16 protein-coding genes and 1 pseudogene are annotated in these 18,803 nt (G+C 69.8%); 11 read left to right on the top strand and 6 right to left on the bottom strand.

Going from position 1 to position 18,803, the window contains the following annotated elements:
* Positions 1-32: 32 nt before the first annotated feature.
* Positions 33-1,319 (bottom strand): uracil-xanthine permease family protein, encoded by a 1,287-nt coding sequence (locus LQ757_RS16265; protein WP_231048316.1) that lies wholly within the window; start codon positions 1,317-1,319, stop codon positions 33-35.
* 188 nt (positions 1,320-1,507) lie between these two features.
* Between LQ757_RS16265 and LQ757_RS16260 the strand changes: the two genes are divergently transcribed.
* Together LQ757_RS16260 and LQ757_RS16255 are read left to right on the top strand one after the other, a co-directional pair.
* Positions 1,508-1,837, top strand: coding sequence for a DUF4190 domain-containing protein (locus tag LQ757_RS16260; RefSeq protein WP_231048315.1), 330 nt, complete (start codon positions 1,508-1,510; stop codon positions 1,835-1,837).
* 163 nt (positions 1,838-2,000) lie between these two features.
* The gene (locus LQ757_RS16255) at positions 2,001-3,512 is read left to right on the top strand and encodes an aspartate ammonia-lyase (protein WP_308195650.1); all 1,512 of its coding nucleotides are present in this window, start codon (positions 2,001-2,003) and stop codon (positions 3,510-3,512) included.
* 31 nt (positions 3,513-3,543) lie between these two features.
* On the opposite strand, the gene LQ757_RS16250 is transcribed toward LQ757_RS16255, so the two are convergent.
* On the bottom strand, positions 3,544-4,419 hold the full coding sequence (locus tag LQ757_RS16250) for a fumarylacetoacetate hydrolase family protein (RefSeq protein ID WP_231048314.1): 876 nt from the start codon (positions 4,417-4,419) through the stop codon (positions 3,544-3,546).
* 311 nt (positions 4,420-4,730) lie between these two features.
* Here LQ757_RS16250 and LQ757_RS16245 point away from each other — a divergent pair, with 311 nt between their 5' ends.
* The 4 genes from LQ757_RS16245 to LQ757_RS16230 all read left to right on the top strand — a co-directional run bounded on the left by LQ757_RS16245 (position 4,731) and on the right by LQ757_RS16230 (position 10,076).
* Complete coding sequence (locus LQ757_RS16245; RefSeq protein ID WP_231048313.1) at positions 4,731-6,035, top strand: L-fuconate dehydratase; 1,305 nt, start codon at positions 4,731-4,733, stop codon at positions 6,033-6,035.
* A gap of 320 nt (positions 6,036-6,355) precedes the next feature.
* A complete protein-coding gene (locus LQ757_RS16240; protein WP_231048312.1) occupies positions 6,356-7,891 on the top strand; it encodes a sugar ABC transporter ATP-binding protein in 1,536 nt (511 codons plus the stop codon).
* Positions 7,888-8,934, top strand: coding sequence for an ABC transporter permease (locus LQ757_RS16235; protein ID WP_231048311.1), 1,047 nt, complete (start codon positions 7,888-7,890; stop codon positions 8,932-8,934). The genes LQ757_RS16240 and LQ757_RS16235 overlap by 4 nt, the downstream gene beginning before the upstream one ends.
* A 152-nt stretch (positions 8,935-9,086) precedes the next feature.
* Entirely contained in the window at positions 9,087-10,076 is a 990-nt protein-coding gene (locus LQ757_RS16230; protein WP_231048310.1) for an ABC transporter substrate-binding protein, read from the top strand.
* 86 nt (positions 10,077-10,162) lie between these two features.
* Here LQ757_RS16230 and LQ757_RS16225 read toward each other — a convergent pair whose 3' ends face one another.
* Together LQ757_RS16225 and LQ757_RS16220 are read right to left on the bottom strand one after the other, a co-directional pair.
* A complete protein-coding gene (locus tag LQ757_RS16225) occupies positions 10,163-10,834 on the bottom strand; it encodes a FadR/GntR family transcriptional regulator (RefSeq protein WP_231048309.1) in 672 nt (223 codons plus the stop codon).
* A 31-nt stretch (positions 10,835-10,865) separates the two neighbouring features.
* On the bottom strand, positions 10,866-12,467 hold the full coding sequence (locus tag LQ757_RS16220) for a DNA-3-methyladenine glycosylase 2 family protein (RefSeq protein WP_372459667.1): 1,602 nt from the start codon (positions 12,465-12,467) through the stop codon (positions 10,866-10,868).
* 74 nt (positions 12,468-12,541) lie between these two features.
* On the opposite strand from LQ757_RS16220, the gene LQ757_RS16215 reads away from it, so the two are divergent.
* The 4 genes from LQ757_RS16215 to LQ757_RS16200 all read left to right on the top strand — a co-directional run bounded on the left by LQ757_RS16215 (position 12,542) and on the right by LQ757_RS16200 (position 16,554).
* Positions 12,542-13,948 carry an FAD-binding oxidoreductase gene (locus tag LQ757_RS16215; RefSeq protein ID WP_231048308.1) on the top strand — a complete coding sequence of 469 codons (1,407 nt, stop codon included), beginning with the start codon at positions 12,542-12,544 and terminating at the stop codon, positions 13,946-13,948.
* Between the two features lie 10 nt (positions 13,949-13,958).
* Positions 13,959-15,077 (top strand): PrsW family intramembrane metalloprotease, encoded by a 1,119-nt coding sequence (locus LQ757_RS16210; RefSeq protein WP_231048307.1) that lies wholly within the window; start codon positions 13,959-13,961, stop codon positions 15,075-15,077.
* 182 nt (positions 15,078-15,259) lie between these two features.
* Positions 15,260-15,631 (top strand): FKBP-type peptidyl-prolyl cis-trans isomerase, encoded by a 372-nt coding sequence (locus LQ757_RS16205; RefSeq protein ID WP_231048306.1) that lies wholly within the window; start codon positions 15,260-15,262, stop codon positions 15,629-15,631.
* 188 nt (positions 15,632-15,819) lie between these two features.
* Positions 15,820-16,554, top strand: a complete 735-nt coding sequence (locus LQ757_RS16200; RefSeq protein ID WP_231048305.1) for a lysoplasmalogenase — start codon at positions 15,820-15,822, stop codon at positions 16,552-16,554.
* 22 nt (positions 16,555-16,576) lie between these two features.
* Here the strand turns inward: LQ757_RS16200 and LQ757_RS19550 are convergent.
* Together LQ757_RS19550 and LQ757_RS16195 are read right to left on the bottom strand one after the other, a co-directional pair.
* Positions 16,577-16,765, bottom strand: a pseudogene (locus tag LQ757_RS19550) (protealysin inhibitor emfourin); the annotation flags it as partial.
* A gap of 10 nt (positions 16,766-16,775) precedes the next feature.
* Positions 16,776-17,870, bottom strand: a complete 1,095-nt coding sequence (locus LQ757_RS16195; protein WP_231048304.1) for a M4 family metallopeptidase — start codon at positions 17,868-17,870, stop codon at positions 16,776-16,778.
* A gap of 47 nt (positions 17,871-17,917) precedes the next feature.
* On the opposite strand from LQ757_RS16195, the gene LQ757_RS16190 reads away from it, so the two are divergent.
* Entirely contained in the window at positions 17,918-18,769 is an 852-nt protein-coding gene (locus tag LQ757_RS16190) for a CPBP family intramembrane glutamic endopeptidase (RefSeq protein ID WP_231048303.1), read from the top strand.
* Positions 18,770-18,803: the final 34 nt, after the last annotated feature.

The raw sequence follows: 18,803 nt of genomic DNA, 5'->3' as shown, positions 1-18,803 counted from the left end.
GGCGGTGCCGCGCGTCAGGCGGTTTCGGCGAGTCAGGCGGTGCCCCGCGCTTTCGCGATGCCGTTCATCACGTGGTAGATCACGATCGCCGCGATGGTGCCGAGCGCGATGCCGTTGAACGAGACCCCGCCGATCGCGAAGGTGAAGTCGGCGATGCCGATGATGAGCGCGGTGGCCGCGGTGAACTGGTTGACCGGCTTCGTGAAGTCGACCCGATTGTCGAGCCAGATCTTCACGCCGATGATGCCGATGAGGCCATAGAGCGCCGTCGTCACGCCGCCGAGCACCCCGGGCGGAATCGTGTTGATGACCGCGCCGAACTTCGGTGAGAGGCCGAGCAGCAGCGCCACGATACCGGCGATCCAGTACGCCGCCGTCGAGTACACCCGGGTCGCCGCCATGACGCCGATGTTCTCGCCGTAGGTGGTCGTGCCGGATCCGCCGAAGAAGCCCGCGATGGTCGTGGCGAAGCCGTCGGCGAACAGTGCGCGGCCGATCGAGCGGTTGACGGCGGGGTCGGTCATCTGCGCGACGGCCTTGATGTGGCCGACGTTCTCGGCGATGAGCACGAGCACCACCGGGAGGAATGCCGGGAGCAGGCCCCAGAGTGCCGCGTCGGCGAACGGGTTGGCGGGGAGGTGGAACGTGGGCAGGCCGACCCACGCCGCCTGTTCGATCGCGCTGAAGTCGATCTCACCCTGGATCGCCGCGACGACGTAGCCGACGACGACCCCGATGAGGATCGACATGCGCCCGAGGATGCCGCGGAACGCGACACTCGCGACGATGACGGTCGCGAGCGTGATGGTCGCCGTGAGCGGGGCGAGCATGAAGTTGTCACGGGCGGCTGGGGCGAGGTTGAAGCCGATGAGCGCGACGATCGCGCCCGCGACGACCGGTGGCATGAGCACGTCGATCCACCGGGAACCCACCCATTGCACGACGAGGCCGACGACCGCGAGCAGCACGCCGACGACGACGATGCCGAACAGTGCGGCCCCCATGGGGTCGTCGATGCCCTGGGCGCCCATTGCGGCCGCGATCGGGGCGATGAACGCGAACGACGAGCCGAGGTAGCTCGGCACGCGGTTGCGCGTGATCACGAGGAAGAGGATCGTGCCGAGGCCCGAGAAGAACAGCGTCGTCGCCGGGGGGAATCCGGTGAGGATCGGCACGAGGAAGGTGGCGCCGAACATCGCGACCACGTGCTGTGCACCGAGACCGATCGTGCGGGGCCAGCTCAAGCGCTCGCCGGGGGCGACGACCTCGCCGGGCTTGACGTGCTTTCCGTCGCCGTGAAGGGTCCAGGGCAGGTTCATGCGGCTCCGTTCGCGAGCGGTGAGCGTGGGGGAGTGGGTCGGGGTCCCTGCGATCGTAGCGGTCGGCGGGGTTGGCAGCGGGCACGACGGCATGCACGCCCACCCAGGGATCGGGGGGATAGCCCCATGTCGTCGCGTCCGCGACATCCGTAGTTTGGAATCACCACCACGAACAGGAGATCCAGATCATGAGCACCGCCACCCACCACGAACCGCAGGCGCCGTTCGCTGCGCAGCCGAACCCCTACGCCGCAACCTCGGCGCCCGTCGCCGAGTCGCGTGGGTTCAGTGTCGCGAGCCTCGTGCTCGGCATCGTCTCGATCGTCGCGAGCTACACCTTCGTCGTTCCCGCCGCGGGTCTCGTGCTCGGCATCATGGCGCTGAAGCGCGAACCTGCTTCGCGGACGATGGCGATCTGGGGCATCGTGCTCAACGCGGTGATGCTCGGCGGTGCCGTGCTCGTCGGGATCGGTGCGGCCGTGGTCGGCCTCGCGATGCTGCCGTTCGCATTCATCTGATCGACCCTCCCGGTCGACCAGGGCCGCGCCCCGATTCGGGGCGCGGCCCTTCGCGCGCTGCGACGACGGCTAGGCTCGAAGTGCATGCGGTGATCCCGCATCGCACCCGAACCGCACACCCGCCGCGCCGCATCCCGCGCGCCCGAGGCAATGGAGCCGATCCGTGTCGACGCCCGCATACCCTTCCGCCGAACGCCGCCTCGGGGCGAGCGAGCACCTCGCCGCGCCCGGCACGCCGACACGCACCGAGAGCGACTCGCTCGGCACCGTCGAGGTGCCCGCCGATGCGTACTGGGGCGTGCACACGATGCGGGCGCTCGAGAACTTCCCGATCTCGAAGCGGCCGATCTCGGTGTACCCCGACCTCGTCATCGCGCTCGCGCAGGTCAAGCAGGCCGCCGCGCGGGCCAACAAGGAGGTCGGCGCGCTCAGCCCGCAGAAGCAGGTGTGGATCGACGAGGCCTGTCAGCGCATCATCGACGGCGAGTTCCACGAGCAGTTCGTCGTCGGCGTCATCCAGGGCGGCGCCGGCACGTCGACGAACATGAACGCGAACGAGGTCATCACCAATGTCGCGCTCGAGATCGCCGGTTATCCGAAGGCGCGCTACGACATCCTGCACCCGATCGACGACGTCAACCGCAGCCAGTCGACGAACGACACCTATCCGACCGCCCTCAAACTGGCGATGACCGCGTCGCTGACGACGATGCTCTCCGAACTCGACCAGCTGCGCATCGCGTTCGGGCGCAAGGGCCGCGACTTCCAAGATGTGCTGAAAGTCGGCCGCACGCAATTGCAGGACGCCGTGCCGATGACCCTCGGCCAGGAGTTCCACGGGTTCGCGACGACGCTCGGCGAGGACATCGCGCGTCTGCGCGAGACGATCAAGCTGCTCTCCGAGGTCAACCTCGGCGGCACCGCCGTGGGCACGGGCATCACGGCCGACCCCGGTTACGGCGCGGCCGTCGTACGCCACCTCAGCGAGATCACCGGCCAACCACTCGAGACGGCACCCGACCTCGTCGAGGCCACGAGCGACACCGGCGTCTTCATGACGTTCTCGAGCGCGCTCAAGCGCAGCGCAATCAAGCTCTCGAAGATCTGCAACGACCTGCGGCTGCTGTCGTCGGGCCCGCAGGCCGGCCTGGGCGAGATCAACCTGCCGCCCCGTCAGGCGGGCTCGAGCATCATGCCGGGCAAGGTGAACCCGGTGATCCCCGAGGCCGTCAGTCAGGTTGCGTACGCGGTGGCGGGTGCTGATGTCACGGTCATGATGGCGTCCGAGAGCGGCCAGCTGCAGCTCAACGCGTTCGAGCCCGTGATCGCGCACTCGCTGCTGCAGTCGATCACCTGGATGCGCCAGGCGTGCTGGACCCTGCGCGTCAACTGCGTCGACGGCATCACGGCGAACACCGAGTACCTCGAGGCGCAGGTCGCGTCGAGCGTGGGCGTCATCACGGCGCTCATCCCGTTCATCGGCTACACCGAGGCGGCGAAACTCGCCAAGTCCGCGCTCGCCACGGGCCGCCCCGTCGCCGATCTCGTGGTCGAGGCCGGGCTCATGACCCGCGAGGACGTCACGGCGCAGCTCTCGCCGTCGAAGCTCTCGGGCGCGCGCCCGATCACGATCGCGATACCGGTCATCGAGATGAAGGGCGAGCCGAGCGAGTAGCCGAGCGGATGCCGCGTGCTGCGGATCGTGGCTATACGACGCGGCAGTGCGTGGTGAGCGACCCGATGCCCTCGATCGACACGGTCACGGTCGAGCCGTCACGCAGGAACACCTGGGGGTTGCGGGAGTAGCCCGCGCCCCCGGGGCTGCCGGTCGAGATGAGGGTGCCCGGCGGAATCGTCGCCGACCGGGAGAGGTAGGCGATGATGTCGGCGACCGGGCGCACCATCTCGTTGGTCGAGGCGTCCTGCAGGATGTGCCCGTCGAGGTTCGTCGTGAGCCACAGGTCTTGCGGGTCGGCGATCTCGTCGGCGGTCACGACCACGGGTCCGGTGGGCGTGAAGCCGTCGAAGGACTTGCAGCGCGACCATTGCGCCTCGCTGAACTGGATGTCGCGTGCGGTGATGTCGTTGACGACGGTGTAACCCCAGACGTAGTCGAGCGCGTCGCGGGCGTGCACCGCGCGAGCGGGGCGGCCGATGATCACGCCGAGCTCGGCCTCGTAGTCGACCTGGGTCGCGAGGTCTCCGGGCCAGGTCGTGGTAGCGCCGTGGGCCGTGAGCGAGTTCGGCCAGAGCGAGAACACGGTCATCGCGGTCTCGGAGCGCAGCTTGAGCTCGGAGGCGTGGGCGGCGTAGTTCGCGCCGATCGCGAGCACCTGCGCGGGCCGGAGCACCGCCGACGAGTGGCGCAGGTCGGCGACCGGCGTGAGCTCGGCGCCGGAGCCGAGGTTCGCATCGACGACGTCGCGCACCGCGTCGAGGCCGCGGGGACCGCGCTCGATGAGGTCCTGCAGGTCGCGCGGCGCCTCGGGCATCACCTCGTCGAGGAAGAGGGCGGCTTCGTTGGCGACCACCGCGAGTCGAGGGGTTGTCTGGCCTTCGGCTCTCAGGTGCGCGAACTTCACCTCTCTAGGCTATCGGGCGCATTTTCGCGACCTGTGTAGGAGGTGTACAACGAACTGGCCCGCATGCGCCCTCGGGTCGACAACCCCGCGCCTTCGAAGAAGGCTCGGATGACTCCTGATTCATCCGGTCTCGGCGCCCGCGGGCGCCGAGCCGGCCGAATCCAATGCCGGTGCTCGTCGTTGCCGCCTGCGCGAACATCTGAGCTTTCCAGTGCGCAGGGTGGGATCAGGGGCGGTTCCCTGGAAAGATCACCGGAGTTGACAGGCTAGACATCCGATGTTTATGCTCGAGTTCGCCACGAAAGGACACCATGAGCACGATCGTCAGTGTTGAGACCCGGGACATCCGATTCCCCACCTCCCTCGAACTCGATGGGTCCGACGCCATGAACCCCGACCCCGACTACTCGGCGGCGTACCTCACCATCCGAACGGATGCCGAAGACGGCCTCGCCGGCCATGCCTTCGTCTTCACGATCGGCCGGGGCAATGACGTGCAGGTGGCGGCGCTCGACACCCTCCGCGGGCATCTGCTCGGCCAGGACGTCGAAGCCCTGCTCGGCGACATGGGTTCGGCCTGGCGTCTGCTCGCCCACGACTCGCAGCTGCGCTGGCTCGGCCCCGAGAAGGGCGTCATGCACATGGCGATCGGCGCTGCCGTCAACGCCCTCTGGGACCTCAAGGCCAAGCGCGCCGGGCTGCCGCTGTGGCAACTGCTCGCCGCGATGTCCCCCGAGGAGCTGGTCGAGCTCGTGGACTTCCGGTACCTCACCGATGCGATCACCCCGGGTGAGGCGCTCGAGCTGTTCCGCGCCGCCGAGCCCGGACGCGCGGAACGCAGCGCGCAGCTGCTCGAACTGGGCTACCCGGCGTACACGACGACGCCGGGCTGGCTCGGCTACTCCGACGAGAAGCTCGAGCGGCTCTGCCGCGAGGCGGTCGCCGACGGGTATCCCCAGATCAAGCTCAAGGTCGGGGCCGATCTCGCCGACGACCGACGGAGGTTCGCGATCGCGCGTGCCACCGTCGGCCCCGACTTCCCGATCGCGATCGACGCCAACCAACGATGGGACGTCGGCTCGGCGATCGAGTGGGTGAACGCGCTGGCCGAGTTCGATCCGGTGTGGATCGAGGAGCCGACGAGCCCCGACGACGTGCTCGGCCACGCCGCGATCGCGCGCAGCGTCGCCCCGATCCGCGTCGCGACCGGAGAGCACGTGCAGAACCGCATCGTGTTCAAGCAGCTCCTCCAGGCGGGCGCGATGGACGTGATGCAGATCGACGCCACCCGCGTCGGCGGCGTGAACGAGAACATCGCGAACCTCCTGCTCGCCGCGAAGTTCGGCGTGCCGGTCTGCCCCCACGCCGGCGGCGTCGGCCTCTGCGAGGCCGTGCAGCACCTCTCGATGTTCGACTACGTCGCGCTTTCGGGCACGATGGAGGGGCGCATGATCGAATTCGTCGACCACCTCCACGAGCACTTCGTCACCCCTGCCGCCGTCAGGCGCGGTCGCTACGTCACCCCGATTGCGCCGGGAGCGGGCACCGAGATGCTCGAGGCTTCCGTCGACGAGTTCACCTGGCGACGAGCCCACGCCGGGTCGGTGCCCGCATGAGTGCCGTCGTCACGTCTGCGGAGGGCCGGCTGGGCGCGTTTCTCCGTGACCGAAGTGACGCCCACGATCGACGCGCCCCTGCACCTCTGGATCGTGGCGTACCGCACGTGAATGATCGGACCTGTGTCGCAGTATTCGCGATGTAGCCGCGAAATCAAAGCCTTCCGGTTCCGAAACATCGGATGACTACCTATACTTGATCGAAATCTCAAAGGAGAGAGGCCAAACGTGCTGACTGGCATCCACCCGATCCTCGGCGGCGGACTGGTCGCCGCCCTCGACGGGCTCGGTCACGGCGACGAGCCGGCAGGAGCAGCGGAATGACCGAACAACCGGCCGCTGCGACTCCGCTCCTCGACGTCGAGGGGGTGAGCAAGGGGTTCCCCGGCGTGCAGGCCCTCGCCGACGTGCGCCTCGAACTCCGCCACGGCGAGGTGCTCGCCCTCGTCGGCGAGAACGGTGCCGGCAAGTCGACGCTCATGAAGCTCCTCGCGGGCATCTACACGCCCGATGCCGGGACCTTCCGCCTGAACGGCGAGGTGCTCGCGATCGAAGGCCCGCGGCACGCGCAGGAGCTGGGCATCTCGATCATCCATCAGGAGTTCAACCTCATGCCCGACCTGACGGTCGCGCAGAACATCTTCATCGGACGCGAGCACCGCGCAGGCGGGCTGTTCCTCGACGAGCGCGCCCTGAACCGCCGCGCGCAGGACCTCTTCGATCGGCTCGGGCTCGCGCTCGATCCCACCCAGCGCGTCGAGCAGCTCACCGTCGCCAAGCAGCAGATGGTCGAGATCGCGAAGGCACTGTCGTTCGACGCGAAGGTGCTCATCATGGACGAGCCCACGGCGGCGTTGAACGACGCCGAGGTCGACGTGCTCTTCGAGCTCATCGGGCGGTTCCGCACGCCCGAGACCGGGGTCATCTACATCTCGCACCGCATGGAGGAGCTCTCGCGCATCTCCGACCGCATCTCTGTGCTGCGCGACGGTCGCTACGTCGGCACCCGGGTCACCGCGGACACCGACCCGAAGGAGGTCATCTCGCTCATGGTCGGCCGCGAGATCGTCGGCGAGCAGCGGCCGGCTCCGAGTCATCCCGACGGCGAACCGGTGCTCTCGGTTCGCGGGCTCTCGACGAAGCACCTGCTCCGCGATGTCGGTTTCGACGTCCGTGCGGGCGAGATCCTGGGGTTCGCCGGGCTGATGGGCGCCGGCCGCACCGAGGTGGCCCGTGCGATCGTCGGCGCCGACCGGCGCGAGTCGGGGCAGATCCTGGTTCGCGGCCGCGAGGTCTCCATCTCGAGTCCCGCCGAGGCGGCGAAGCTCGGCATCGGCTACCTCTCCGAGGACCGCAAGCAGCTCGGGGTGCTCCTCGAGCGCAGCGTCCGTGAGAACATCGTGCTCTCGTCGCTCCGCGACTACGTCTCGGGGCTCGGCTTCGTGCGTGACAGCCGCATCGAGGCGACCGGCCGGGACTACGTGCAGAAGCTGCGGATCAAGACACCCTCCACCGCGCAACTCGTGCGCAACCTCTCCGGCGGCAACCAGCAGAAGGTCGTCATCGCGAAATGGCTCGCGAAGGACTGCGACGTGCTCATCTTCGACGAGCCCACCCGCGGCATCGACGTCGGCGCCAAGGAGGAGATCTACGCGCTCCTGCGGCAGCTGGCAGACCAGGGCAAGGCGATCATCATGATCTCGTCCGAGCTGCCCGAGGTGCTCAGGCTCTCCGACCGGATCGCCGTCATGGCCGAGGGACGACTCACGGCCGTGCTCGACAACGCTGAGGCGACACAGGAGAACCTCATGGACTACGCAACCCGATTCTCGAGCGAAGGAACCATCGCATCATGAGCCCGACCACGACGAAACCGGAAACCGGGAGCCAGGCGGCGCCGACGCCGTCGACGAGCGCGTACGCCGCGATCGAGGCGGGCAAGCCCCGCATGGCGTGGCTGCGCGGCTCGCTGCAGCAGTTGCTCGCGTTCGCGAGCCTCATCGTCATCGTGGCCGTGTTCTCGTTCGCGAGCCCGCACTTCTTCACGGCGAACAACCTCGTCTCGATCCTCACGGCCGCGACGGTCACCGGAATCCTCGCGCTCGGCACGACGTTCGTCATCATCACCGGCGGCATCGACCTCTCGATCGGCACCGGCATGGTGCTCTGCGGCGTGATGGCGGGCGTGTTCCTCACCTACCTGGGCCTGCCGCTCTGGGCGGGCGTCGCGGCGACCATCCTCTTCGGCGGTGTCATCGGACTCATCAACGGCGTGAACATCTCGGTGCTCGGCATCCCGCCGTTCATCGCGACGCTCGGCATGATGCTCATCGCCGCGGGCCTCTCGCTCGTCATCTCGGGCACGAAGCCGATCTACTTCTCGGAGACCCCCGAGTTCCAGTCGATCATGAACCTGTCGATCATTCCGGGCATCCGCTTCCCGCTCGGCGTCGCCATCTTCATCGTCATGATCATCATCGCAGCGGTGCTGCTGTCGAGGACGATCCTCGGCCGCTACACGTTCTCGATCGGATCGAACGAGGCGGCGACCGCGCTCTCCGGCGTGAACGTTCGGCGCTGGAAGATCATCATCTACACGCTCTCGGGCCTCTTCGTCGGGCTCGCGGGGGTGCTGAGCGCATCGCGGCTCTCGTCTGCGCAGCCGACGGGCGGCATGGGCCTCGAGCTCGAGGCCATCGCCGCCGTCGTCATCGGCGGCACCTCGCTCCAGGGCGGCAAGGGCTCCATCGTCGGCACCGTGATCGGTGCGCTCATCATGGCGGTGCTCACGAACGGCCTGCGCATCATCTCGGTGCCGCAGGAATGGCAGTCGGTCGCGGTCGGCATCGTCATCCTCGTCGCCGTCTACCTCGACATGCTCCGACGACGCCGGGCCTGATCGATTCCACCCCGGGATCGAATCGCACCACCCGAATCATCCGCACCACCCGAATCGCAACACCCGAATCATCCGCACCACCCGAATCATCCGCACCACCCAGCAGAACCCGAACCACACGCAACACCAACCGACACCACCAAGGAGTGACCATGTTCAAGAAGCGCACGATGGGCGCCGTCGTCGGCGCCGTCGCCGCGGCCCTCATCCTCGCGGGTTGCGCGAGCGACGGCGGCGCAGCCGGCACCGAAGGCGGCGAAGGCGGCGACAAGCCGTACGTCGCACTCGTCTCGAAGGGCTTCCAGCACCAGTTCTGGCAGGCCGTGAAGGCGGGCGCCGAACAGGCCGCCGAGGAGTTCGACGTCGAGATCACCTTCGAGGGCCCCGACACCGAGGCCGATGTCGACCAGCAGATCCAGCAGCTCCAGACCGCCCTCGACAAGAGTCCGGCGGCGATCGGCTTCGCCGCTCTCGACAGCCAGGCGGCCGGACCGCTGCTGCAGCAGGCGAAGGACTCGAGCATCCCGGTGATCGCGTTCGACTCGGGCGTCGACAGCGACATCCCCCTCACGACCGCCGCGACCGACAACCTCGCCGCCGCGGCCGAGGCCGCCGAGCACATGGCCGAGGCGATCGGCCACGAGGGCAAGGTGGCACTCGTCGTGCACGACCAGACCTCGGTCACCGGCCAGGAGCGTCGCGACGGATTCGTCGAGTACATGGAGCAGAACGAGCCGAACATCGAGATCGTCGACATCCAGTACGGCGGCGGCGATCAGGCGAAGTCCGCCGACCTCGCGAAGGCGATCATCTCGGCGAACCCCGACCTGAAGGGCATCTACGGCTCGAACGAAGGCTCGGCCATCGGTGTCGTGCAGGCGGTCAAGGAGCTCGGCATCGACCCGGCGGAACTCGTCGTCGTGGGATTCGACTCGGGCAAGGCGCAGATGGACGCGATCCGTGACGGGCTCATGCTCGGGGCGATCACCCAGAACCCGGTCGGAATCGGTTATGAGACCGTGAAGGCTGCGGTCGAGGCGCTCGACGGCAAGGAGCTGCCCGAGACGATCGACACGGGCTTCTACTGGTACGACGCGTCGAACATCGACGATGAGGAGATCCAGGCCGTGCTCTACGAGTAGGCGACGGATGTCCCGGTGGGGGGCGCCGGCTTCGGTCGGCGCCCCCCACTGCCGTGTTCAGGGAGTCGTGGCTCGACGGGTCGTGCTCAGAGCGCCGAGCGAAGCCACTGTTCGACGCCGCTCACGTGCACGACCGTGAAGGCGGATGCGAGATCGGGGTCGTCGGCGGCGATCGCGTCGAGGATGGCGTGATGCTCCAGCAGCGTGCGTTCGACGGCGTTCTCCTGGGTGATGCCGCGCCAGACGCGCGCACGCACCGTGTGGCTCGACAGGGAGTCGATGAGGCTCGCCAGGTAGCTGTTGCCGGTCGATTCGGCGATGCCGCGGTGGAACTCGAGATCGTGGGCGACCAGTCCTTCGACATCGGTCGCGTCGTCGACGCTTCTCACCACCTCGCGCAGGTGCTCGAGGGCGTCGTCGTCGGCGTTGCGGGCGGCGAGTGCGGCCGCGGCCGGTTCCAGGATGCGCCGCACCGCGAAGATCTCGAGCACCGACTGGTCGTCGTGGAGGTCGACGACGAACGACATCGCCTCGAGGAGGAGGCGAGGTTCGAGGCTCGTGACGTACGTGCCGTCACCGCGACGCACGTCGAGCACGCGGATGACCTCGAGTGCCTTCACGGCCTCGCGCAGCGATGACCGCGAGAGGCCGAGTCGTTCGCTCAGCTCCTTCTCGGGCGGCAAGCGGTCTCCGGGCGCGAGTTCGCCCGTGATGATCATGTCTTTGATGCGCAGAATCGCTTCGTCGGTGACGGCCATGTCGGAAGCGTACCGCGTGGACGCCGAGACATCAGATGTTTACGGCGGCGGCGCGCCAGAGGTGCATCGAGGCATAGCTGCGCCACGGCGCCCAGCGAGCGCCGAGGGCGTCGAGCTCTGCGGCACTGCCGGGCAGGCCGAGGCGCTCGGCGCCGTTGCGCAGCGCGAGGTCGCCCGTGAGCAGCACGTCGGGTGCGCGGGTGACGCGCATGGAGACGTATCCAGCCGTCCAGGGGCCGATGCCGGGCACCGCGAGGAGTTCGCGTCGCAGGTCTTCGCGTTCGCGCTCGGGCGCCACCACGAGGTCGCCGGAGTCGAGGCGCCGCGCGACATCGACGATCGTGCGCACGCGCGCGGCCGGCCCGCGCAGCACCTCGGCGCCGTGGGCTGCGATGGCCGCGGCCGTCGGGAACAGCAGGTGCGGCGCCGCAGCCGATCCGTCGGCGGGGTCGCCGAGGTCGCTACCGCCGAGGGTATCGACGCCGGCAGGGTCGACGTGGTCGCCGAGTTCTGCGGCGAGCCGTGAGAGTGCGGTGCGCGCGGCCTTCACCGACACCTGCTGCCCGATGAGCGCGCGGAACACGAGCTCGTGCGGATCGAGGCAGCCCGGGACGCGGATGCCCGGCGTGACTGCGACCGACGGCGCGAGCACTGGATCGGCGGCGAGTACCTCGTCGATGGCCACCGCATCGGCGTCGAGGTCGAACAGGCGACGGACCCGAGCGACGAGCGGCGGCAGGTCGGCGAGGCTCGCGAGGCGTGCGTCGACGTCGATCGCGGGGGAGTCGGCGTCGCCGCTCGCGCCGAGCTGGACGAGCGCCGGCCCGCCGGGAAGCCGCAGCGTTCGCCGGAAGCGGCCGGGACCGGCGACCTCGATGCCGTCGACGGCGCGCGCCTCGAGCCAGGCGAAGACGCCCGCGGCGTCGAACGGAGGCCTGGCGGGAAGCCGCAGGTGCACGATTCCGGGGGCCGCCACTGCCGCACGCGATCGGTGCGCGGCCCGCTCGCGCACGCGAGCCACGGCCCGCAGCTCGAGCGGACTGCGGTCGTAGACCTCGCGGATGGTGTCGTTGAACTGCCGCACGCTGCCGAAGCCCGACGCGAACGCCACATCGGCCGCGGGCATCGCCGTGCTCGTGAGCAGCACTCGAGCCGTCTGCGCGCGGTGCGCGCGTGCCAGCGCCAGCGGCCCGGCGCCGAGCTCGGTGGCGAGCACACGGGTGAGGTGGCGGGTCGTGTAGCCGAGCCGCGCGGCGAGCCCCGGCACGCCCTCGCGCTCGACGACGCCGTCGGCGATGAGGCGCATGGCTCGCGCGGCCAGGTCGTCGCGCAGGTCCCACTCGGGGGAGCCGGGCACGGCGTCGGGCAGGCACCGCTTGCAGGCCCGCAGACCCGCTTCGTGCGCGGCGGCGGCCGTGAGGTAGAAGCTCACGTTCGTCGGCTTCGGCGATACGGCGGGGCAACTCGGCCGGCAGTAGATGCCGGTCGAGTGCACTCCCGTGATGAACTGCCCGTCGAAGCGGGCGTCGCGCGCGCGCATGGCGCGGTAGCGTTCGGCGAACACCGGGTCGGCCAGGGGGTCGCCGCCGCGTCGGGTCGGACCGGCGGCCGGGGCGGATACGGTCTGCGTCATGTTCCAAGCCTCGCACGACCCACCGGCATCGGGTGGCGGAAATCGGACACGACCGCCGTCGATATGGTTGAGGGATGTCGCACGCCGTCGTCGCCCGCCTTCATGAGGTCCTGGGGGCTTCCGTCACCACCGAACCGAGCGCGCTCGAGGCGACCCGCGACGACCGCTCGGGGTGGCGCAGCGCCAGCCTGCCGATCGCCGTCGTGCACGCGACATCCGTCGACCAGGTGCAGGCCGTCATGCGCATCGCGCACGCCACCGGCACGCCCGTCGTTCCCCGCGGTGCGGGAACCGGCCTCGCCGGCGGCGCGATCGCGAGCCCGGGCGCGATCGTGCTCGACGTCTCGCCGATGAACCGCATCCTCGAGATCTCCGAGGCCGACGAGCTCGCCGTCGTCGAGCCGGGCGTGCTCAACGGCGACCTCAACGACCTGCTCGCCTCCCGCGGGCTCTGGTTCGCGCCCGATCCTGCGAGTCGCGCGATCTCGACCATCGGGGGCAACATCGCCACGAACGCGGGCGGCCTGCTGTGCGCGAAGTACGGCGTGACCCGCGAGGCGGTGCTCGGGCTCGCGGTCGTGCTCGCCGACGGAAGGCTGTTGCGCACGGGCCACCGCACCGTGAAGGGCGTCACCGGATACGACCTCACCGCGCTCATGACCGGGTCCGAGGGCACCCTCGGCGTCATCGTCGAGGCGACCGTGCGGCTGCGGCCGATCCTGCCCGGCACGACGGTGACGGTGGCGGGCGTGTTCCCCGACGTCGAGGCCGCGGCCGCGGCATCCGCTGCCGTCACCGCAGCCCGCCTGCGTCCCGCGCTGCTCGAACTCATCGACGCGGCCGGGCTCGCGCGCGTGGCCGCGCACCTCGGCGACGAGGAGCTGGCCGGCACGCCGCTCGCGACGCTCGCCCCCGGCGAGACATTCCTGCTCGCGCAGGCCGACGGCGCGGGGGCAGGCGACGAGGGCGCGGCGATCGCCGAGCGCTTCGAATCCGCGGGCGGGCGCGTCTCGGTGTCGACCGATGGCATCACCGGTGAGCGGCTGCTCGGCATCCGCCGGGCGATGCACCCCGCGCTCGCGGCATCGGGCCAGGTGCTCATCGAGGATGTCGCGGTGCCGCGGTCGCGTCTGCCCGAGATGTTCCGTGCGATCGAGCAGATCGGCGGACGGCACGGCATCGAGATCCCGACCCTCGCGCATGCCGGCGACGGCAACCTTCACCCGAACTTCGTATACACGGGCGACGACGTGCCCCCGCACATCTGGCAGGCCGCCGACGAGATGTTCCGCGCCGCCGTCGCCCTCGGCGGCACGCTCACGGGCGAGCACGGCGTCGGCGTGCTCAAGCGCCGCTGGCTCGCCGACGAGCTCGGCGAGGACTCCTTCGAGCTGCAGCGCGGCATCAAGGCCCTGTTCGACCCCACCGGCATCCTCAACCCGGGGGTCATGTTCGAGGCATCGGCACCGGCTCCTCGATAGGCTTCGGGTCGTGAGCCAGACGGCAGCCTTCCCAGCCCGGCATCGTGCGCGCAGCGGCGGGTTCGCGCTCGCCGTCGTCGGCATCGCGGTCGCCGGCCTCATCGGGCTCGGCGTCGTCGCCTACCTCGCATCAGCCCTCGGCGTGTCGACGCTCGTGATCGGCTCCTCGGTGGCGCTCGTGCCGCTCGTCGTCGTGCTGCTCGCCATCCGCTGGGTCGACCGCTGGGAGCCCGAGCCGGTCGGCGCGCTGTGGTTCGCGTTCCTGTGGGGGGCCGCGGTGTCGGTGGCGATCGCGCTCATCGTCGATCTCGGCGTGCAGCTCACGATGGCGTTCGCCACGGGGGGAGCGGCCGACGAGGCAGCGCAGGCGGTCGTGCAGGCGCCCCTCGTCGAGGAGCTCGCGAAAGGGCTCGGGGTGCTGCTCATCTACGCCTTCTCGCGCGCGCACTTCGACGGGCCGGTCGACGGGCTCGTCTACGCCGCGACCGTCGCGGCGGGGTTCGCGTTCACCGAGAACATCCTCTACTTCGGCGTCGCGCTGCTCGAGGGCGGCGCCGAGGACCTCGGTTCGACGTTCGTCATCCGCGGCATCTTCTCTCCGTTCGCGCACGTGCTGTTCACCGCGTGCACGGGCATCGTGATCGGCTTGGGCGTGCGTCGCGGCGGGGGCGCGGGCGTCGTCGGCTGGTTCCTGCTCGGCCTGCTGGGCGCGACCCTGCTGCACGCCCTGTGGAACGGCTCAGCCGTCTTCGCGACCGATGCGATCGGCGTCTACTTCACCGTGCAGGTGCCCATCTTCATCGCCGCGGTGCTGCTCACCCTGTGGCTCCGGCGTGAAGAGGTGCGGGTCACCCGGCGTCGTCTCGGCGAGTACGCCGCCGCAGGCTGGCTGAGCGCCGGCGAGGTCGACATGCTCGCGACACCGTCGGGCAGGCGGCAGGCGAGGGCGTGGGCGGGCGCGCTGGTTCCGCCGCGCACCGCCACGATGAAACGTCTGATCCGGGATGCCACGCACCTCGCATTCACGCGGCAGAAGCTCGCGTCGGGGCAGGGCGGCGCACGCGCCGTCGCCGACGAGCAGGCACTCCTCGCGTCGATCTCGGGGGCACGTCGCGAGCTGCTGCGGTGATCGCGACGGCGGCGTGATCCAACGAAAAACTCGCCGCCCAAGTGGTGTGGCATGGCCTACAGCGCTACGTGGGCGACGAGTTCTCGGATTCCAGAGTGCAACGTGTTCGCAGTCAGCGCAAGAGGGGGGTGGACGGGTGTCCCGCATTGCGGGCGGCCCCGCGCATCTGCTCAACTGGAGCCATGACCGATACGAACAGCAAGCCCGAGATCGACGCACCTGAGGGCCCCGCCCCCGTCGAACTCGTCATCGAAGACCTCGTCGTGGGCGAGGGTGCCGAGGCCACCGCAGGCTCGACGGTCGACGTGCACTACCTCGGCGTCGAGTACGACAGCGGCGCGGAGTTCGACTCCTCGTGGAGTCGTGGCCAGTCGATCAACTTCCCGCTGCAGGCGCTCATCGCCGGCTGGCAGGAGGGTATTCCCGGCATGAAGGTGGGCGGTCGTCGCAAGCTCACCGTGCCGCCGCAGAAGGCCTACGGCCCCGCAGGTGGTGGCCACCAGTTGTCCGGCAAGACCCTGATCTTCGTGATCGACCTGCTCGGCGTGAGCTGAACCGACACGCGTGATCGAAGGCCGGTGGGCGGATGCCCACCGGCCTTCGCCATGTCCGCGGTACGTCACGGTGCCGACGCCGACGGATCGCGCGTGCCGCCGGTGAGCGCGTGCGGATGTCCCGGGGGGCCGACCTCCGACTACGATGACGTGACCGCGCCCACCACACCCGACGAGGACACGACGACGTGACCGATCGCCAGCTGCGACCCTTCCTGCCCTTCCTCGCGATCTCGCTCGTGCAGTTGGTCGTGCTCTACAGCGGCCCCGGCTGGGCCGTGACGACGTCGAAAGCCCTGCTGATGCCGCTGCTGGCGGCTGCCGTCGTGCTCTCGGTGCGCCGCCCGCGCCCGCCGCAGGTGTGGCTGCTCGTGGCGGCGCTCGCCTGCTCGTGGGTGGGCGACGTGCTGCTCTCGTTCCCCGGCTGGTTCGTGCCGGGGCTGCTCGCGTTCCTCGTCGCGCACGTCGCGTTCATCGTGCTGTTCCTGCGGCTTCCCGTGCGGCCGGGTGCGGGACGGCCTGCCGGGCGGTCGGGTGCACACCGGGTGCCCGCCTGGGCTCTCGTCTACGTCGCCTGGTACGTCGCGTTCCTCGCCCTGCTCGGCCCGCACCTCGGGGTGCTGCTCGTGCCGGTCGCCGTGTACGGCGCCGTGCTCGGCACGATGGCGGTGCTCGCGGGCGGGCGAGGCGGGGTGATCGCGGTCGGCGGCGCCCTCTTCGTCGTCTCGGACTCGGTGCTCGCGCTCGGTCGGTTCCTGCCGGGCTACGAATTCGCCCTGCACGACTTCGCCGTCATGTCGACGTATCTCGCCGCGCAGGGTCTGATCGCGTGGGGTGTGCTGGCGGATCTTCACGATGGCCGCGGCGCAGCGGCTCGGTCGTCTCCTGCACTCGATCGACGAGCTGACGCCACGGGCCGGTGACCTGGCGCTCGGCGAGCGTGGCCTCGTGCGGCGCGCAGCGGATGCGGTAGACGAAGCGGTCGGGCTCGAGCGGCGTCGGTCGCGCTTCATGCCAGGGCAACTCTTCGATGAGCAGGTACCACTCGCGCGGGTCGGGTTGCTCCTCGACACGAACCTCCCACGTCAGCCGGAGCCCGGCGAGGCCACCGCTGCGCGAGACGATGACGTCCATGGGGGCGATGCTACTCCCGCGGCACCTCGATGCCCACCGCCGACCAGCCCCCCGCGACAGCACGCTCTTCGCGCGAGTCGCGGCCGTGGCGTTCGCGTGCGGCACGCACGGTCTCGGCGGCGAATCGCCGGAAGTCGGTGTCGGGCCGCAGCCGCCCTGACGTGAGCACGTCGTACCAGATGCGCCCGACCCCCTCCCAGGCGAAACCGCCGAGCTCGCGCGCGGCGAGCGCGAATGCGCGGTTGGGGATGCCCGAGTTCAAGTGCACGCCGCCGTTGTCCTCATCGGTCTCGATGTAGCGGTCGAAGTGGTCGGGCTGCGGGTCGCGGCCCAGCAGGTCGTCGTCATAGGCGGTGCCGGGGTTCAGCATCGATCGCAGCGCACGCCCCTCGACGACATCGGTGAAGATGCCCTCGCCGATGAGCCACGTCGCCGACTCGGCGTCCTGGCCGCTCGCGTACTGCTCGACCAGCGCACCGAACACGTCGGAGACGTGCTCGTTGAGCGCGCCCGACTGGCCCTGGTAGCGCAGCCCCGCCGTGTGCTCGGTGACGCCGTGCGCGAGTTCGTGCCCGATGACGCTCAGCGAGTCGGTGAATCCGCGGAACACCTCGCCGTCGCCGTCGCCGAACACCATGCGCTCGCCGTCCCAGAACGCATTGTCGTAGCGGTCGCCGTAGTGCACGGTGGCCTCGAGGGGCATGCCGGCCCCATCGATCGAGTCGCGTGAGAAGACGCGGGCGAAGAGCTCGAAGGTCTCGCCGAGCCCGTCGTAGGCGGCGTCGACCGATCGGTCGCCCGACGGCGGCTGGCCCTCGCGACGGACGAGGCGGCCGGGGAGTCGCTCTTCGCCGCCGGCATCGGAGACCCGACGGTCGGGGGCGGGGGCCAGCCCGGGCCCGGCGGCCGGCCGCTCGTCACGTGCAGGGTGCTCGGGCAGGAGGAAGGGCGGGCGTTCGGCCGCCTCCCTCCACTCGCGCAGTGGCGCGTCGCGCAGCAACGATCGACGCGCGGCGGCGGTCGCGCGAGGGAAACGCGGGTCGTCAGCGGCCGCGATGCGGGCGAGCAGGTAGGGCGGCACGATCGCATGGGTTGACTGCTGCATGCCTCGATCGTGCCATGGCGCGATGACACCCGTGGGAAGCTGGGGGTGTGGCAGCCTCGACCGGCACGGACCTCACGGTGCGCGACGTGCGCACGCACGCGATCGGACTCGTGCCGGCGGTGCTCGTGTGCGGCGCGGCGGTGCTGCTGTTCGGGTTCATGCTGCCGCTCGCGGGCTACGCGCTGCTCGTGGCCGGCCTCGCGGCGGCGTGGCTCACCGATCGCTCGGGTCGCACGAGCCGGCTGCTGCCCGACCTCTTCCTCATCGCGCTCGGGCAGGCGATCATCTCGACGATCTCGCTCGAGGCCGACATCAGCTACCCTGCGATACTGCGCTTCGCCGTGGTGCTCGGGCTCGCGGTCGTGGTGCCGTATGTCATCTCGCGGTATTGGTACGGCGACCGGGTCATCCGCTTCCCGTGGCGCACCGGTCGCCGCTGGACCCGGACCCAGTGGATCTATCTCATCGCGGTGACCGTCGCGGGCTGGCTCATCCTGCCGTTCTACTTCATCACGTCGGGCGTCTACCAGAACTGGCCGACGGTCACCGCGCCCGACGAGATCGCGCGCCTCTTCGTCGGCGTGAACGCCGTGGGCACCTGGGACGAGCTGTTCTTCATCTGCACGGTGTTCGCGCTGCTGCGGCGCCACTTCCCGACCTGGCAGGCGAACGCGCTGCAGGCGGTCGTGTTCGTGTCGTTCCTGTGGGAGCTCGGCTACCAGTCGTGGGGTCCGCTGCTCACCATCCCCTTCGCGCTCGTCCAGGGCTACACGTTCAAGCTCACGAAGTCGCTCACGTACGTGCTCATCGTGCACCTCATCTTCGACGCGGTCGTCTTCTGCGTCATCGTGTACGCCCACAACGGCTGGCCGGCGATCTTCCCGTTGGTGCCGGCGTAGGGCGCGGCGAGCGGATGTCGCGGGCACGACTGGT

Origin of the sequence: Agromyces cavernae, assembly GCF_021044935.1 — a bacterium.
Classification (GTDB): Bacteria; Actinomycetota; Actinomycetes; order Actinomycetales; family Microbacteriaceae; genus Agromyces; species Agromyces cavernae.
The sequence above is the reverse complement of the archived record's forward strand: the minus strand, read 5'-3'. Positions and strand labels throughout refer to the sequence as shown.

Coding starts and splice junctions, on each gene's coding strand:
- LQ757_RS16220 (WP_372459667.1), bottom strand. CDS start 12,467: ATGACGCAGACCGTATCCGCCCCGGCCGCCGGTCCGACCCGACGCGGC.
- LQ757_RS16215 (WP_231048308.1), top strand. CDS start 12,542: ATGTCGCACGCCGTCGTCGCCCGCCTTCATGAGGTCCTGGGGGCTTCC.
- LQ757_RS16195 (WP_231048304.1), bottom strand. CDS start 17,870: ATGCAGCAGTCAACCCATGCGATCGTGCCGCCCTACCTGCTCGCCCGC.
- LQ757_RS16240 (WP_231048312.1), top strand. CDS start 6,356: ATGACCGAACAACCGGCCGCTGCGACTCCGCTCCTCGACGTCGAGGGG.
- LQ757_RS16265 (WP_231048316.1), bottom strand. CDS start 1,319: ATGAACCTGCCCTGGACCCTTCACGGCGACGGAAAGCACGTCAAGCCC.
- LQ757_RS16205 (WP_231048306.1), top strand. CDS start 15,260: ATGACCGATACGAACAGCAAGCCCGAGATCGACGCACCTGAGGGCCCC.
- LQ757_RS16235 (WP_231048311.1), top strand. CDS start 7,888: ATGAGCCCGACCACGACGAAACCGGAAACCGGGAGCCAGGCGGCGCCG.
- LQ757_RS16260 (WP_231048315.1), top strand. CDS start 1,508: ATGAGCACCGCCACCCACCACGAACCGCAGGCGCCGTTCGCTGCGCAG.
- LQ757_RS16230 (WP_231048310.1), top strand. CDS start 9,087: ATGTTCAAGAAGCGCACGATGGGCGCCGTCGTCGGCGCCGTCGCCGCG.
- LQ757_RS16245 (WP_231048313.1), top strand. CDS start 4,731: ATGAGCACGATCGTCAGTGTTGAGACCCGGGACATCCGATTCCCCACC.
- LQ757_RS16225 (WP_231048309.1), bottom strand. CDS start 10,834: ATGGCCGTCACCGACGAAGCGATTCTGCGCATCAAAGACATGATCATC.